General features: G+C 45.2%; 12 protein-coding genes. 1 reads left to right on the top strand and 11 read right to left on the bottom strand.

Going from position 1 to position 15,693, the window contains the following annotated elements; genetic code table 11:
- Window positions 1–142 precede the first annotated feature (142 nt).
- Window positions 143–796: a GntR family transcriptional regulator gene (locus MHH49_RS18320; protein WP_036683283.1), complete on the top strand. Its 654-nt coding sequence runs from the start codon at window positions 143–145 to the stop codon at window positions 794–796.
- A 158-nt stretch (window positions 797–954) separates the two neighbouring features.
- Here the strand turns inward: MHH49_RS18320 and MHH49_RS18315 are convergent, their stop codons facing one another.
- The 11 genes from MHH49_RS18315 to MHH49_RS18265 all read right to left on the bottom strand — a co-directional run bounded on the left by MHH49_RS18315 (window position 955) and on the right by MHH49_RS18265 (window position 15,558).
- Window positions 955–2,415 carry a glycoside hydrolase family 1 protein gene (locus MHH49_RS18315; protein ID WP_076099841.1) on the bottom strand — a complete coding sequence of 487 codons (1,461 nt, stop codon included), beginning with the start codon at window positions 2,413–2,415 and terminating at the stop codon, window positions 955–957.
- 18 nt (window positions 2,416–2,433) lie between these two features.
- Complete coding sequence (locus tag MHH49_RS18310; protein ID WP_036683289.1) at window positions 2,434–3,732, bottom strand: PTS sugar transporter subunit IIC; 1,299 nt, start codon at window positions 3,730–3,732, stop codon at window positions 2,434–2,436.
- Between the two features lie 3 nt (window positions 3,733–3,735).
- Window positions 3,736–4,041 carry a PTS sugar transporter subunit IIB gene (locus MHH49_RS18305; RefSeq protein WP_036683292.1) on the bottom strand — a complete coding sequence of 102 codons (306 nt, stop codon included), beginning with the start codon at window positions 4,039–4,041 and terminating at the stop codon, window positions 3,736–3,738.
- Window position 4,042: 1 nt separating this feature from the next.
- Window positions 4,043–4,381, bottom strand: a complete 339-nt coding sequence (locus MHH49_RS18300; RefSeq protein WP_038572728.1) for a PTS lactose/cellobiose transporter subunit IIA — start codon at window positions 4,379–4,381, stop codon at window positions 4,043–4,045.
- Window positions 4,382–4,408: 27 nt separating this feature from the next.
- Window positions 4,409–6,331 carry a BglG family transcription antiterminator gene (locus MHH49_RS18295; protein WP_076275155.1) on the bottom strand — a complete coding sequence of 641 codons (1,923 nt, stop codon included), beginning with the start codon at window positions 6,329–6,331 and terminating at the stop codon, window positions 4,409–4,411.
- A 393-nt stretch (window positions 6,332–6,724) separates the two neighbouring features.
- Complete coding sequence (locus MHH49_RS18290) at window positions 6,725–8,155, bottom strand: YfcC family protein (protein WP_076099844.1); 1,431 nt, start codon at window positions 8,153–8,155, stop codon at window positions 6,725–6,727.
- Window positions 8,156–8,157: 2 nt separating this feature from the next.
- Entirely contained in the window at window positions 8,158–9,738 is a 1,581-nt protein-coding gene (locus tag MHH49_RS18285; protein ID WP_341138378.1) for an amidohydrolase, read from the bottom strand.
- 90 nt (window positions 9,739–9,828) lie between these two features.
- A complete protein-coding gene (locus MHH49_RS18280; protein WP_339210471.1) occupies window positions 9,829–10,542 on the bottom strand; it encodes a GntR family transcriptional regulator in 714 nt (237 codons plus the stop codon).
- Window positions 10,543–10,639: 97 nt separating this feature from the next.
- Window positions 10,640–11,452, bottom strand: a complete 813-nt coding sequence (locus MHH49_RS18275) for a fructoselysine 6-kinase (RefSeq protein ID WP_341138377.1) — start codon at window positions 11,450–11,452, stop codon at window positions 10,640–10,642.
- A 16-nt stretch (window positions 11,453–11,468) separates the two neighbouring features.
- Window positions 11,469–12,437 (bottom strand): SIS domain-containing protein, encoded by a 969-nt coding sequence (locus MHH49_RS18270; RefSeq protein ID WP_339809543.1) that lies wholly within the window; start codon window positions 12,435–12,437, stop codon window positions 11,469–11,471.
- Between the two features lie 526 nt (window positions 12,438–12,963).
- Window positions 12,964–15,558 carry a fibronectin type III domain-containing protein gene (locus tag MHH49_RS18265; RefSeq protein WP_341138376.1) on the bottom strand — a complete coding sequence of 865 codons (2,595 nt, stop codon included), beginning with the start codon at window positions 15,556–15,558 and terminating at the stop codon, window positions 12,964–12,966.
- Window positions 15,559–15,693: the final 135 nt, after the last annotated feature.

The raw sequence follows: 15,693 nt of genomic DNA, 5'->3' as shown, positions 1-15,693 counted from the left end.
TTGTCAATCACAAATTCATCAGGAATTTTATCATAAAAACAAGGAATTTCCACCCTATTTTCATCTCGATAATTTTAATGAACGAACTTATCATGTATACTAGTACTGTATCTGTCATCAACAATTGAAAGCAGGAACAGAAATGTCAATCAAAGCTGAAATTCTAAACACATTGAAGCAAGAAATCCTCACGCTGGCGTTAAAGCCAGGTACCATTCTAAGTGAAACAGCCTTGTCTGAGCGGTTTCAGATTTCACGTACGCCGTTGCGTGATGTTCTCAAGCAGCTTGCACTGGAATCTTATACCGATATCTACCCGAAAAAAGGTAATATTGTGTCCTTTATTGATCTAGAATCTGTTGAACAAATCACATACTTGCGTTGCACACTGGAAAAGGAGATCCTCAAGGATCTTTCTGCACAGCTTTTACTACCCGGGGTGCACGAACTGAAGGAGATTCTTAAGAAACAAAAAGAGGTCATCGGGCAGGAGAATGCTGTAGATTCTTTCCTTAATTTAGACGACGAGTTTCACCGGGCCTTGTACAGGCTTGCTGGACGTGAGTATCTGTGGACTCTGATCCAGCAGTCGAATGTACATTATCTCAGGTACCGCAGACTGCACATGCTCAAGACCGACAAGCTGGAAGAAATCTGGAGCGAACACCAATCCATTCTTGAGCTTATGGTGCAAAAGGAAACCACCAATATCGGTCCGCTAATCCACCACCATCTTCGGGAAGATATTCATTCACTGGACTTTCAGGAGAACTTCTCGGAATACCTAAAAAAATAGTCGGCCAAAAAGCGGCTTGCCCATAAGTTAAGTGCCTTCCCGGATAAAACTTCGTTATAAGAAGAAACTCACAAGATTCCTATTCCTTATTAAAAAAACAAAAAAACCTTGATTTCTCAAGGTTTTCATAAAAAATGAACAAGGACTATAACACCACACTAATATCTTAAATCTGCACCGTTAGAGGTTATGACCTTTTTGTACCAGTAAAAGCTGTCCTTACGCAGACGCAGCAGCGTTCCATTGCCTGCATCATCCTGATCAACATAAATGAAGCCGTACCGCTTGCGCATCTCCGAGGTGGAAGCCGAGATCAGATCAATACAGCCCCAGCTGGTGTAGCCCATTAGCTCCACGCCATCGGCAATGGCTTCCGCCATCTGCTCAATATGCTGTGCCAGATACTCTATCCGGTATGGATCACGGATAGTGCCATCCAGTTCGAGTACATCTGCAGCACCCAGACCATTCTCTACTACGAACAAAGGAAGCTGGTAGCGGTCATGCATCTCCTTGAGCACAAACCGCAGCCCCTTTGGATCGATCTGCCAGCCCCAATCGGAAGTTTTCAGGAAGGGATTCTTCAGCCCTGAGGACAGGTTACCTTCCGTGGTGGCCGTGATGCTCTCATCCACACTGACTACTGAGGACATGTAGTAACTAAAGGAAAGAAAATCTACAAGATTGTCCCGCAGCAAAGCTTCGTCCCCCGGCAACATGGTTATTGTCACTCCATGCTGCTCCAAATGCCGGCGGATATAAGAAGGATAATAACCTCTAACCTGAACATCGGAGCAGAACATTGCCATTTGGTTCTCCGCTTGCGCTTTCAGTACATCACCGGGATGACAGGAATATGGGTAGAGCAGCTTGCGGGCCAGCATGCAGCCGATCTGGAACTGCGGATTGATCTCCCGGCCCCGCTTAATCGCAAGCGCACTGGCTACGAACTGGTGATGCAAAGCCTGAAAAGCAACCTGCTTCTCATTTGACTTGCCATCCAGAATAATCCCTGCGCCCAGAAACGGCGCTTTGAGCGTACAGTTGATTTCGTTGAAAGTCAGCCAATACTTCACCTTATCCCGGTAACGGGTGAACACAGTTTCCGCATAACGGACGAACAGTTCAACCAGTTCTCTGGATTCCCAGCCGTTGTATTTGGTGACCAAATGCACAGGCATTTCATAATGGGAAATGGTAACCAGCGGCTCGATATTATATTTGCGCAACTCATCAAAAACATCGTCGTAGAAACGCAATCCTGCCTCGTTAGGTACCTGCTCATCGCCATTCGGATAAATACGTGGCCAGGAGATGGACATACGGAATACCTTAAAACCCATCTCAGCGAACAAGGCGATATCTTCTTTGTAGCGGTGGTAGAAATCAATCCCTCTGCGTTTGGGGTAATTCCCCTGATTATCATCCTGTATGGCCTCTTCTAGCTGTGGGCCGGACATGGACAATAACAGTTCCAGGCTCTGCCGTTCCTTAGGAGGACAATATTTGACTACATCAGCAGTAGACAAACCCTTCCCGCCCTCATTATACGCGCCTTCGACCTGATTGGCGGCTACCGCACCGCCCCACAGGAAGTTTTCCGGAAATGGATAAGTCATCGGTTGAGTCTCCTTTTATTAATTGGTGGCAGCGGTTGCTGCCGCTTTAGCTTCAGCCTGCTGCTCTTGCTCCAGCGCTTCGGCATCGGCTTTTTTAAAGAATGGATAGTAGATCATGAAGCTTGCACCAATCATAACCAGCTGGAACGCACTTACGCGCCAGCCCCCGTTCATCCAGCCATTAACCAGCACCGGAATGCCCAGCGGCACCTGAATCCCGTGCAGCACAGGAAGGATACCCAGCGTCGTCAGAAGAATCGCCAGACCACTACTCACCAGCGGAGTCAGGATAAACGGAATCATAAACCGAACATTCAGCACCAATGGCATCCCGAAAATCACCGGCTCATTGACACCGATCAGACTTGGGATAATTGCCAGTTTACCAAGTGTCTTATAACGTGTAGATTTGGCGAACAACATCGCAATAATGAGACCTAACGTTGCCCCCGCACCACCGATCAGTACATAAACCGGGAAGAACGGTGAACCAATGATATGCGTACCTTCCACACCTCTTTGGTAAGCGTCCAGATTCTCTAGTCCCAAAGCCACCCAAATCGGGCCGACAACGGAATAGACTACCAAGGTGCCGTGAACTCCAAAGAACCACAGCAGGTGAATTACGAAGATGCAGATCAGCATCGCCCACCAGGTACCCCCCAGACTAGTCAGTGGCAGCTGGATAATCGAGAAGACAAACTCGTGCATATTGCCATATTTCGTTGCGGCGAAAATCGCCGTCAGCACTAGCATCAGAACCGCTACGATAAAACCAGGCGTAAGTGCGGCAAAAGATTTCTCGACCGTGGGCGGAACACCCTTCGGCATTTTGATATAGAATTTCTTTTCCAATACAAAGGTATAGATCTTACCTACCAGCAGTGCCAGGATGATTGCCACAAACAATCCCTTGGCGCCTAACCAGGAGTAACCAAATGCTTTGGTCACACCGTCATCCAGCAGACCTTTTGGTGTAACTAGCAAGAAACTCATCAGCGCCAAAATCCCTGCCGAGAAGCCTTGCTGCTTATGTTGGGTAGCGAAATTATAAGCGATGGAGAACACCGCGTAGAGTGCGATCAAATCAGTGGTTACGGTTGCCGGAATCGAAGTATAAGTTTTGAGTCCAGTGCTTTCCAGGAAATTCTGATAAGGATCAAGCTTGAGTGCATTAATCAGGGAAAAAATAGCGCCCAGAATCAATATTGGCATCAAGGCCATCAGACCGTTGGAAATAGCGCTGATATAGGTGTTTTTTTGGATTTTCGTGCTGACTTTCTGGATCTTGGCTCTCCATTCTGCGCCGCCTGCCATGACTTAAGCCCCCTTCTCCATCAGTTCAAGTGCTGTAGCCAGCACCTTGTCCCCATCCATCATGCCATAGTCCATCATATCGATCGTAGTTACTGGAATGTTCGGATATTCTGCGGCCAGATCGCCTTCGGCGTGTCCCATTTGTGGTCCAAGCATAATGATGTCAAAAGGCTTTTGATCGGCGATATCACTCTCCGCCACCGCATCAATAACCACTTCAACCCCTTGTGTCCGTGCCGATTCTTTCATCCGTTCCACCAGCATACTTGTCGAGAATCCGCCTGCACAGGCGAGCAATATTTTTTTCATCTTAGTTCACCGATCCTTTCAATTCTAGTTCGAGTGCTTTGCGTTCTTTGATTTCTTCGATCAATTCCACAGCCAGTTCTCTAACCGTCAGGGCATTCATCAAATGATCCTGCGCGTGAATCATCAGCAGCGTAATTTCTGTCTTTTCGCCCCGGCCTTCAGCCTGGATCAGCCCCGTTTGCACTTTGTGTGCTTTGGTCAGGCTGGTCTTGGCGTTCTTAATCATCTCGCCCGCTTCTTCCAGGTTTCCGGCGCGCGCGGTTCTTACCGCTTTTAGGCTAAGGCTTCTTGCCTCTCCGCTGCTGGCAATAATCTGCATAATCGTTTGTTCATAATCCATGGGTTCTCCACTCCGTATCGTCATTTTTTATAGTAGGTTCTCTATCTCATTCATAAATTGCTCATAACTATTCGTGTTTAGCAGCCGGTTACGGCTGTCTTCCTTCTCCATTAGAACCAGTAGCAGCTTGCTGATCTCTTTGTGCAGGAACAACTGCCCCGGACCCAGATTGATCAGAAAAATCAATTGGACCGGCTTCCCCTCATAGATCAGCGGTTTTTTCAACACGGTTACACTGATACAGTCGCGGATCGCGCTCATCCGCATCGGATGCGGGCCGGCCACCCCATTTTTGTAAATGGTGGTGAATTTCTGCTCTCTGAGCAGCACTTGTTCAGGGAAATCGTCAGCTGCATAATGATTGCCCACGATCTCCCGGCAGCGCTGCTTTAACAGCTCCATGTAATCTTCGTCCGAACCAGACAGATGGAACAGCTCCCTACGGAACAAATCCTTGAAATCCATCAGCTTGTAGGACGGTTCTGTACGATTAATCTGCAAAGACAATATTTCTTTGATCCGCTGAATCTCTTGATCATCCAGCAGCTGTTTGATATGGATCACCGGTTTTTCCTTAATCTCTGTTGCCAGCGGTACAGTAGAGAGAATCAGATCCACAGGCTTGCTGCTGATCTCCTCCACCTCCGTAATGGAGGCTGTGATCACCGACGCTTTGGGGAATACCGCTTCCAGCTTTAGCCGGATTAACTGGGCACTGCCCCCTCCCGTCGAGCAGATCACGGCAATCCGCTTGAACTTCTCCAGATTGCGCTGCTGCATCCGTTCCAGATGGGTGGCAAAATGCAACGCGACATACCCTGCCTCATCGCGCGACATCCGAAACCCGTACTGCTCCTCTACAATCTCAGCGAAGCGGAAGGAAATGACGAACACATTGGCATACTGGCTGTAAACATCCTCCACCAATGGGTTGCCGAGCTGAAGATTGTAATACAACCGGTTCAGCAGCGGGAACATATGCAATAGAAGCGCTTCGCGCAGCTCGTGATCTTGAGTGAATCCAGTGAGGAACTCGCGGTCCAAGCGCTCCAGAATAGCCGTAATTCCCTCCCGCAGATGCGATTTGGTCTCTTCCGACATCCGCTCCATAATGGTCTTGCCAGAAATGTGCAGCGCCAAATAATCAATTTCATCCGCCGGAAGCTTAATCCGGTAGTGAGAGGAGATAAAATCTGCGATGCTCCTAGCAATATCCTGATACAGCAGCTCAGGTGTTCCCTGCAAGGCTTGACCAGCCACAATGAAATTGTGCTTGGAAACCCGGTATAGAAGAATGAACAGATGGGTCAAGATATTATCCAGAAACACATCTGAGATCTTCAGTTCTTTTTCCTTGAGGATTTGCAGTAGAAATCCCTTAAGCTGCTCAGCATCAAAGTCCTGACTAAAAGCATGAAAATCCTCCGTATGCTGCAGCGTATGACCCGATTGCAAGATAAAGTAAGAAAAGGCTTTGCGGAAGTCTTGCTCTTCCCCCTCGATTTTCATGCCATAATGAGCCCGGCGTTTCAAGCTAAGCCGGAAAGCGGCCAGTCGCTGCTCTACCTCCTTCAGATCAGAAATAATGGTAGAACGGCTGACGCCGATTTCTTCCGCCATGTTATCCATAGACTGATAGCCATCATTCTGTAAGAGATAAAATAGCAAATACTGCTGGCGTGACTGCTTATTATCGAGATCCACCTGATCCAGCTGCAGCATTCCTTTTTCCTGGTAGCTACTGAATTTGGCTTCATCACCAATCTCCAGCAGATAACCCTGGCCGCGGATCATGCGGATACCAAAACCATTCGCCTCTCCTGTTTTGTCGAGTGCACGGATTACGTCACGGAGAGTCCGTTCAGACAACCCCACTTCGGCAATCAGCTCACTCATGCGCACAGGACTCTTGCGGGTATATAAAATATTAACAATCGTATATTCTCTCACCTTAAATTCCCTCATTTGTGATACTAGTATCGGATGAAGCACTCAGCTGGTTATGAATACATCATACGTGGAAGCGTTATCTTCTGAACAGTTTGTATTCTGCTGTTTGGAACGGCAGAAACTGACGGATAGGTAAATAACGGATTAAATTCTTAGCATACATTATTTGTGGCCACAAATCAGGAGGAAATATACAACAAAGAGGAGAGTGCCGATTAATTGTTAAAATAAACAAAAATAAATTAGTTAGGAGGACGATTCATTTTCTACAGATGGGATGTGAGGGGAATAGGATTAATATATAGAGTCAAAAATCCCAAGGTCAGTATGACCTTGGGATTTTGATTATCTTCTGCGGGAAATCCCGCATGGCTTTGCAATATTTTTTATCCACTACATGCCTACAGCTGAGGAAACTGCGGCAAAGATTGCCGCCACCAGCCAAAGAATCGGAAACAGCTTGAGAATTACCTTTAACCATTGTCCAAAATTGATCCGGGCGATGGCCAAACCTGCCAGCAGCACACCGCCTGTTGGCGAAATGAGATTCGTTAATCCATTTCCAAATTGGTATGCGGTTACTACTGCTTCGCGGTTAACACCCACAAGATCGCCTAATGGTGCAAGCACAGGCATCGTCAAGGCCGCCTCTCCTGATGAAGAAGGAACCAAGAACGTAATAATATTATGCACGACCAGCATGATGGTGGTGAACAAGTAATTCGGCAAGCCCTCAAGCATAGTAGCCAGCCCATTCAAAATGGTATCGATAATCATCCCGTTCTCTGCAACGACGAGGATCCCCCGGGCCAAACCGATAATCACGGCAGCGTAGATAAATTCTCCGCAACCTTTAACAAAATTCTCGGCAATTTCCTTCTGACTCATCCGGGTGACAATCCCCGAAAAAATCCCAAGTGCAAAGAAAAGCGCTCCGATCTCGGTCATATACCAGCCTTTGCTCAGTATTCCCCAGACAATTAGCCCCAAGGTAAAGATGAAGCCTCCAATAATTAATTTATCCCGGTTCGAGAAACTTACATCTATCCCATCGTTCTCCTTGATGAAGTGTTGGCGGTTTAGAATATCATTTTGGAATACCGCTGATTTCTCCGGATTCTTCTTCACCCGCTGCGCATACCACATCGTAAAACCAATCGATATCGCAGTAAAAACAACCCATTCAATAAATCTGAGCCATAGCTGTGGATTTCCCTGCACCCCTGCTACGCCTTGCGCAATCAATACAGAGAAAGGATTAACAGTTGATCCGACATAGCCGATCTGTGTTCCGAGAAATAGAATGAGAATCGCCGTCATGGAGTCAAAGCCCAAGGCAAACATTAACGGTATAAAAATGGCATAAAGCGGAATGATTTCTTCACTCATTCCAAAGGTTGAACCCCCCAGGCTGAAAATCACCATGGCTATCGGAATCAGTAATATCCCTTTACTTTTGAGTCTTCCGGCTAGAGCCATCAGTGCCCGGTCAATCGCCCCAGTCTGCAGAATAATTCCAAAAGCTCCCCCTACAATCAGGACGAAGGCGACGACATCAGCAGCATTGATGATTCCTTCTAACGGCGCACTGGCAATTTGGGCAAATCCTTGTCTCAAATCCCCTTGCTCACTGATTTTGGGAACGGTATGATAGGTTCCCGGGATGATGGCTGTTCTGGAGGAACCATCCACCAGCACTTCCTGACGGTCAAATTGGCCGCTCGGGACAATCCAGGTTAATCCGGCAATAGCCACGATAATCAGAAAAATCAATGTATAACTATGAGGAAGGGACCATTTTATTTTACGTTTAACCGTTTCCATTTCTACCCCTCGTTCCTGGCAGCATCATAGGTGATTTGACCGGCGGTAATTGTCAAAATCACACGTGCATCTCTAATCTCGGTTGCAGCTGTATCCAGAAGATTACGGTCAAATACAGCAATATCAGCAGCTTTTCCAACTTCCAAGGTTCCTGTACTTTCCATACCGCAATGTCTGGCCCCGTTAATCGTCCAGGCCTTTAGGACTTCTGATGCCGGCATCCCCTGCTCGGAATTCCAGCCTCCCGGAGGGGATCCATCAGGGAACAACCGAAAAGAAGCCGCATACAGCGAATCAGGAACACTGGTGAGGAAAAGCGGCAAATCTGTACCTATCGTAATCGGTACATTGGCCTCAAGCATGGACTTGTAATTATAAAACCGGCTTTCATTCTCTTTTCCGGCCACAGCAGCCATATAAGCATCCTCATAAGAAGGATTTAAGAGCAAGATCTGGGCATATACCTCGGCAAAAATCCCGTTCTCCCCCATCCTCTGAATGTCTTCGGGATGTGGATATTCCAAATCGCTGATTGAATGCCTAATCCGCTGTGCTCCCCGGTTACGATTGCAATCTTCGATCATGTCTACTGCCTTACGAATTGCTGCATCTCCCTCAGCCGTTAGACAACATTTAATTCCATGGCTGTCTGCTGCCCGAAATGCCTCTTCTAACCCTTCGTAGTCAACTGACTGCAAGTTTGTAACACCTGGCATATCCGCATAAGGCTCCAGCATATCTCCCGTATGATCAGCTACCACACCATCCAACATCAGCTTATATCCCTGAAACCGAAGAAATTCTCCTTGATAACGCTCTTTGTACTGCAAACCCGTGGAAATATCAAGCGGCTGCAATACAGGTTCAAGCGCAAAATGGACCCGCAACGGCAGCTCTCCCGTTGCTTCCAGCTCTTCAAGGACCGGCAACAAACCGCTATGCCTGTCAAAGCCTATATCTTTTATCGAAGTGACACCCCGTTTAGCAAGCATTCGGGCAAAGTCCAAAAACTCTTGTCTGACTAATTCCTGATCCTGCATCATGTCATGAAGGAGGAGGGCGCGTGATTCCGCGCTGCATTGGTCAGGGAGAAACTGATACTTATCCTGAGCAAGCTTGTTCATCCAACAATAGCTTTTCGTCAGATTAATGGCGATTACAGCCCTTTCAGTAAAAGCTTCGTCTAATAAGCTTTGCCCCGGAATCTCGCCCCAACAACCTTCACTCCACCCGTAAGCGTATACATTTTGCTTTGAGGGTATTTTTTCTGCTTCTTGTTTAAGCAACTCTAAAGCCTCTTGAATTGTAGCGACATTCGTCAGATCCACTCCACGGTGCATGGACATGTAACCGGTAAAAAAAACATGGTTATCATGTATACCAGGCATAATGAACGCATCCTTCAGATGATGAACAAATGTTGCCGGTCCTATCCATTCCTCTGCTTCTGCCGGGATTCCAACCGCGACGATTCGCTCCCCTTGCAGGGCAATAAATGCCGGTGAAGCGCCATCTTCTATTCCTGTAAATACTGCATTAGACAACAGTACCCGATCTGCAAAACCATGTTTAACTGCTTCCATGATTTCAACGCCTTTCTGCCGATTAATAATACGACTTATAACGTTATATCGAAGCTTCTGCTTCCCGCTTACCGCAAGAAGCAGAATGAATTATAAAGTAAATTGATAACGGTCACCGATAATGTACTGCTTGCCTACATGAACCGGCTGACTGTCCTGATCATAAATAATAGTGTTCATATAGAACAAAGGATCACCAATGGGAATCTCCAGTAATTTTGCTTGCTGTTCATCAGCCAAGGTGATTTGCAACACCGTTTCTCCCGGCTGATTGGGATCAATATGATAACGTTTCCGCAGCAGCTCATATACCGATCCTTCAAGCTTTTCATCCATTAAGAAAGAAAAACGGTCATACGGATAATAGTTATTTTCCAGCATTAGGGGTCTTTCGCCAGCATATCTTTTACGTTGAATATATAACACCGGTTCACCCTGCTGTATTTGCAGCCGCTCCGCGGTTTCCTGATCGGCTTTAAGTTTAGTTCTCTCCGTAACGACGCTGTGTGATGAAACACCATTGGCTTTGCAGGCCGCCGTAAAACTGATGACATGCTCAATCTTGCGGCCGATCTTTTGTGCGTTGACAAAAGTGCCCTTGCCCTGGCGTTTCGTCAGATATCCCTCATTCACCAATTCCTCTATAGCTTTCCTAACAGTAATTCGGCTGACATTATATGTTTCACTAAGCTCAATTTCAGTAGGAATTTTATCTCCTGAATTAAAGGTACCGTTCGCAATGGCGGATTGGACCGCTTTTTTCAATTGAATATATAATGGCTCTGCCTGCTCTGAATTTAACATGATTTACCCTCACTTGTTATATAACGTTATATTACTCTATTGTTAGAGTAACAAACGATCCTCTTTTTCACAAGCAAAGATAAGTACACATCCGTTGTTAATAAGAAGCCCCGAATCCAAAGGAACCTTCCACCATACAGCTCTTGGCAGCTAATCTGGAGCCTTCCCGCATAGCAGCTTGAATATCACCATCCTTAATCATACTCATTAAAAAGGCAGTAATATAAGAGTCGCCTGCTCCCATCGTATCAACAGCCTCAATAAGCTCAGGGGTCTGATAATAAAAGCTTGCTCCATCATAGGCAATGGATCTGTCTCCCCCGCGTGTTGCCACCAATACTTGGCCTTCTCTTCTGCGTTTAGTCTCAATAAAATTCTGCGTCTCTTCATCCGTCATATGGCTGCAGGAAAAGAAAGCAAAATCCGCATTGCCAATATACCGTTCTACCTGCGCATCCTCGAAGTCATCGGAGAAATCAAAAGAGAGGGGAATTCCCAGTGCATTCAGCTCCGCAAGCAAATGTCCGGTGTGACTATAAAGCCCTGTATGGATGATATCAAACCCACGGATATATTCTCTGTCGGCTTCACTCAACGCTATTGGATTCAGTCTGGTAACCCCGCCTTCGTTGCTGCCCAGAAATACCCGTTCCCCATTCTCTAAGGTTACCCGTGCACATCCATTCTCTCCGCTATGATGTCTGCAATGTGAGATATCGATTTCCAGCTGCTGCAGCGTATTTTCCACAAGACGTGCCTCGTCATCATCGCCGAAAACACCGAGGAAAGCCGCGACAGCTCCTTCACCTTTGGCGAAAACACTAAAGTTGAGTGCATTGCCGCCGGGATACATCGTACGCTGATGAACATACTTGTCTACCACATTATCGCCAATACCTAGAGCTTTCATGGTTTTATCCTCCCGATTAGTAGGCTACTTTCCCCATATAACGGCGGGTTTCTAGCGGATGATTTCTCACCTCGGCAAGAGCCTCGCGATAGACACAAATGATACTGTAGAATAATACCGGATTAAAGAATTCCACAACTTCATCAGCAATTGTACCAATTCCCAGCTCTTTAGCATCAATCACTTCGACTTTCTCTGCATACTGATTCAGGAAAGTCCGTGCTCGTTCATCCAGCTCACGGGTGCGCCCTTCATTAATCATTAGGATGAATGGGGTTTCTTTATCCGTCACTTCAAAAGGACCATGGAAGAATTCACCGGAGTGAATCGCCGCAGCATGCAGCCATTGCATTTCCATCAAAGAACAGATTGCAAATCCATAAGCATGTCCGTACGAAGCTCCACTCGTCAAGATATAATAAAGCTCCTCATTACGGTATTTGTTGGCAAACACACGGGCACGTGGAGCGACCTGCTTTTTACCCTGGTTAATAATGCCATCGATAGCTTCCAATCCTTTTTGAAAAGCTTCAACATGCGCATACCCTTCAGCCGCATCTAACAATTGAGTAGCGAGATCCAGAATGATAGCCATCGGGTTATTTTTCACATTGCTATCATCTCCCCATTCATACAAGAAAGAATAATCAGAGTAATTCAGCAGCGCAGCTTCCTTGTTATGGGTTAGGCCAATGGTGTGCGCTCCATGCTGTTTGGCTACTTGCGCCGCAGCTACCGATTCCGGTGTATTTCCGCCATGGGAACAAACGATTACTACCGATTGTGTGCCCAGACGTTTAGGCAATGCATGAACAAACTCATTCGCCGTATAGAGCCCTGCTACCAGTTTCTTCGCTTCACTATCCAAAAAATATTTCGCGGGATACATATCAACCAGTGAACCCCCACAAGCTACAAAATATACCTCTGAAATCCCCTCTGCCACTTTTTCACGGATACTTTGAACAACCTGATTTGCATTCATTTGATTCTCTCCTTTGATATAACGTTATATAACGTATTGTTTACGAGATAAATATAACCGCTTTCAAAAATGCTGTCAACTATTAATTTATTCAGGTATATTTGAGAAATCAAAGAAACCAGAAGACAAGGATAAGCCATAAGCTAAATGCCGGAGGGTAAATGTTTGTAGGGTTAGAGATCACCAAACCCAATAGATAAGAAGGATTGAGAAGCTGAGTTAGAAGACAAGGAGAAAAACCGCAATAGAGAATCCATGCAATCGCTATGTGCCTAACCTTAGAGGTGAAGATGCACGTGCACAGTTCGTAGTGTACTCACTGCAGACGGAGGGGAAAACGAAGAAGCTACAATTGCGTTTGATAGTCTCGTTCATATCAGCGATTGGAGCAACAGTCCGTTCGCGGAGCGTCTGTCAAATCAACAACTTCAACCCTACTATGAAACAAAGGGTGTCCCAGCCACCATTTGCATGGCTTTTGGGACACCCACTTTCACTTATTACTACTTATTACTACTTATGATTGTTATTCTTTTGAGGATGGTGGTGTTGGCACTGATGTATATTCATTTACTTCAAAAGTAATGATTTTATCGTAAATAATATAGTCTTTACGACTTTTAAAAGGACCTTTGTTATTGGACTGTTTGTCGATTGCAAAGGTTACAGGACCCACGCCTTTACCACGATTCTCATACCATTCCACGAAAGCATTAACTACTGCGATGGACACATCATATTCTTTCTGCTCTCCGGTATTAAGCATAATGAACAGGAGAGCTCTGTCACCATTGTCTTCACCCACATCACCCACGTTAGGCTTAGCGGAAGCTTCATTTGAATTGGCACTCTCCGTTTGTCCGTACAAAGCAGTCACTACATAATAATAGGTTGTTTCGTTCACTACATTGGTATCCAAATAGGTTAGTGTGGTTGAAGGAACAGTAACTAATTTCAAAGAATACGGCCCTCCTGCTGCTGTTCCACGTTTCACAATGTATCCAGTAGCACCATTTACAGCTTCCCACTTTAACGTTACCTGTTTGTTTCCACCTACCGCAGTGAGATTCGTCGGTACTTTCATTTCAAAATTAGGTGTAGCAGAAACCTCATTGGAGAGGCCGCTTTCGCCTGTACCTATTTTCCCTATAACAGTATAATAGTAGGTTTCACCATTTATAACATTACTATCCAAGTAGGTGTAAGTAGTGCCTGTAACGGTTTGGATATCAATGTAAGGACCACCCGCTGTGTCACTTCGTTTTACAATGTAACCTGTAGCATTAGCCACGGCAGCATCCCAATTCAAAGTAACTTTAGCATTCCCAGCAGTCGCAGTAAGATGCGGAATTGGGCTTGCCTCTCCGAAAACGTTGAATTCACGTACATACAAGTTGGCTGTAGTCGTTGATTTGATTACAACGGTATACACACCTGTTAAACGACTCGGAAGTGTTTCAATTACATCATTCGCAGCAGGAGTGTATTCACCGATTTTGATATTATTTTTGTCGTAGAATTGTACGAGTGATTTATAACTACTCGACGCGTTATTTATAATAACCGCTTCAATATCCAGTGGTGCAGAGAACGTATACCAAGCAATGTTGGTACCCATATTTTTTAATGTAGCTGCATTGTTATCTGTTAATTCTCGCACTGTATTAGCTGTCGTACCTACCGATGCGCCTACATTGATTGGCAATCTATCTAATAATCCTCCGGTATATTTCGTTGCATTGGGTTGCGCACTCATCACATTTGAATTTCCGCTTTCACCTGCTTCATTGTTACTAGTGACGACATAGTAATATGTTGTTCCATTTGTAATCGTGGAATCGCTGTAGCTTGTTCCCTTTACATCGGTAGCGATTGTTGCGAATGGTCCAGTAGCTGATGTAGACCGTTTGACGTTATACCATTTTGCTCCAGTCGAAGTCCAAACAATTTCAGTTAATTTATCCCATCCTGCAGAAAAACTAATTGTCGGTGCATAAGGTGCAGCCGTTGGATTTGAGAATAGGTTGAATTCACGTACATATAAGTTGGCAGCAGACGTTGATTTAAGCACAACCGCATATACACCTGTTACAGGACTCGAGAGTGTTTCTACTCCATCATTCGTAACAGGAGTGTACTCACCGATTTTAGTATTATTGTTATCGTAGAATTCTATCTTTGAACTATAGCTGCTCGACGCGTTATTTATAATAACTGCTTCAATATCTTGTGGTGTAGAGAACGTATACCAAGCAATGTTTGTACCCATGTTTTTAACTGTAGCGGCATTGTTATCTGTTAATTCTCGCACTGTATAAGCTGTCGTGCCTACCGATGCGCCTACATTGATTGGCAATTTATCTAATAATCCTCCGGTATATTTCGTTGCATTGGGTTGTACGGCAGCCGATACAGTGGAGTTAACACTTTCACCTGCTTCATTACTAGAGGCGACGACATAATAATATGTTGTACCATTTGCAACTGTAGTATCGCTGTAGCTTGTTCCCTTTACATCGGTAGCAATAGTAGCGAATGGTCCAGTAGCTGATGTAGAGCGTTTGACGTTGTACGCTTTCGCTCCGGTCGAAGTCCAATTAATTTCAGTTACTTTGTCCCATCCTGCAGAAAAACTAATTGTCGGGACATTAGGTACAGCTGTTGGAGTTGTGTATACGTTGAATTCACGTACATATAAGTTGGTAGCAGACGTTGATTTAAGCACAACCGTATACACACCTGTTATGGGATTCGAAAGTGTTTCTACTCCATCATTCGTAACAGGAATGTACTCACCGATTTTAGTATTATTGTTATCGTAGAATTCTATCTTTGAACTATAGCTGCTCGACACGTTATTTATAATAACTGCTTCAATATCTTGTGGTGCAGAGAAAGTATACCAAGCAATACTTGTACCCATGTTTTTAACTGTAGCGGCATTGTTATCTGTTAATTCTGAGACAGTATAGAAAGCACTACCTACACTGACTCCCACATTCATAGGAAGACCATCCAATACTCCCCCTTTGTATGTAGTTACCGCTGCCGAAGCTGATAGCGGTGGAATCAATTGAAACAGCATTGCAAAGACTACAAATAAATAACTAATTTTTTTCAAGCTTGTTTCCCCCTGTATAGTTAAATTTTGGTTATTGCGATCAACTTATATTATAATACTGCAAGGTGGAATAATTGTGAATACTTACACAAACAGTTTATCCCTTCCAAGGAATACTTTGTGAACGTTTATATC

Origin of the sequence: Paenibacillus sp. FSL F4-0122 (assembly GCF_038002845.1) — a bacterium.
GTDB lineage: Bacteria > Bacillota > Bacilli > Paenibacillales > Paenibacillaceae > Paenibacillus_AQ > Paenibacillus_AQ odorifer.
Note: the sequence above shows the minus strand (reverse complement) of the source record. Positions and strands in the feature narration are given on the sequence as shown.

Coding starts and splice junctions, on each gene's coding strand:
- MHH49_RS18320 (WP_036683283.1), top strand. CDS start 143: ATGTCAATCAAAGCTGAAATTCTAAACACATTGAAGCAAGAAATCCTC.
- MHH49_RS18315 (WP_076099841.1), bottom strand. CDS start 2,415: ATGACTTATCCATTTCCGGAAAACTTCCTGTGGGGCGGTGCGGTAGCC.
- MHH49_RS18310 (WP_036683289.1), bottom strand. CDS start 3,732: ATGGCAGGCGGCGCAGAATGGAGAGCCAAGATCCAGAAAGTCAGCACG.
- MHH49_RS18305 (WP_036683292.1), bottom strand. CDS start 4,041: ATGAAAAAAATATTGCTCGCCTGTGCAGGCGGATTCTCGACAAGTATG.
- MHH49_RS18300 (WP_038572728.1), bottom strand. CDS start 4,381: ATGGATTATGAACAAACGATTATGCAGATTATTGCCAGCAGCGGAGAG.
- MHH49_RS18290 (WP_076099844.1), bottom strand. CDS start 8,155: ATGGAAACGGTTAAACGTAAAATAAAATGGTCCCTTCCTCATAGTTAT.
- MHH49_RS18285 (WP_341138378.1), bottom strand. CDS start 9,738: ATGGAAGCAGTTAAACATGGTTTTGCAGATCGGGTACTGTTGTCTAAT.
- MHH49_RS18280 (WP_339210471.1), bottom strand. CDS start 10,542: ATGTTAAATTCAGAGCAGGCAGAGCCATTATATATTCAATTGAAAAAA.
- MHH49_RS18275 (WP_341138377.1), bottom strand. CDS start 11,452: ATGAAAGCTCTAGGTATTGGCGATAATGTGGTAGACAAGTATGTTCAT.
- MHH49_RS18270 (WP_339809543.1), bottom strand. CDS start 12,437: ATGAATGCAAATCAGGTTGTTCAAAGTATCCGTGAAAAAGTGGCAGAG.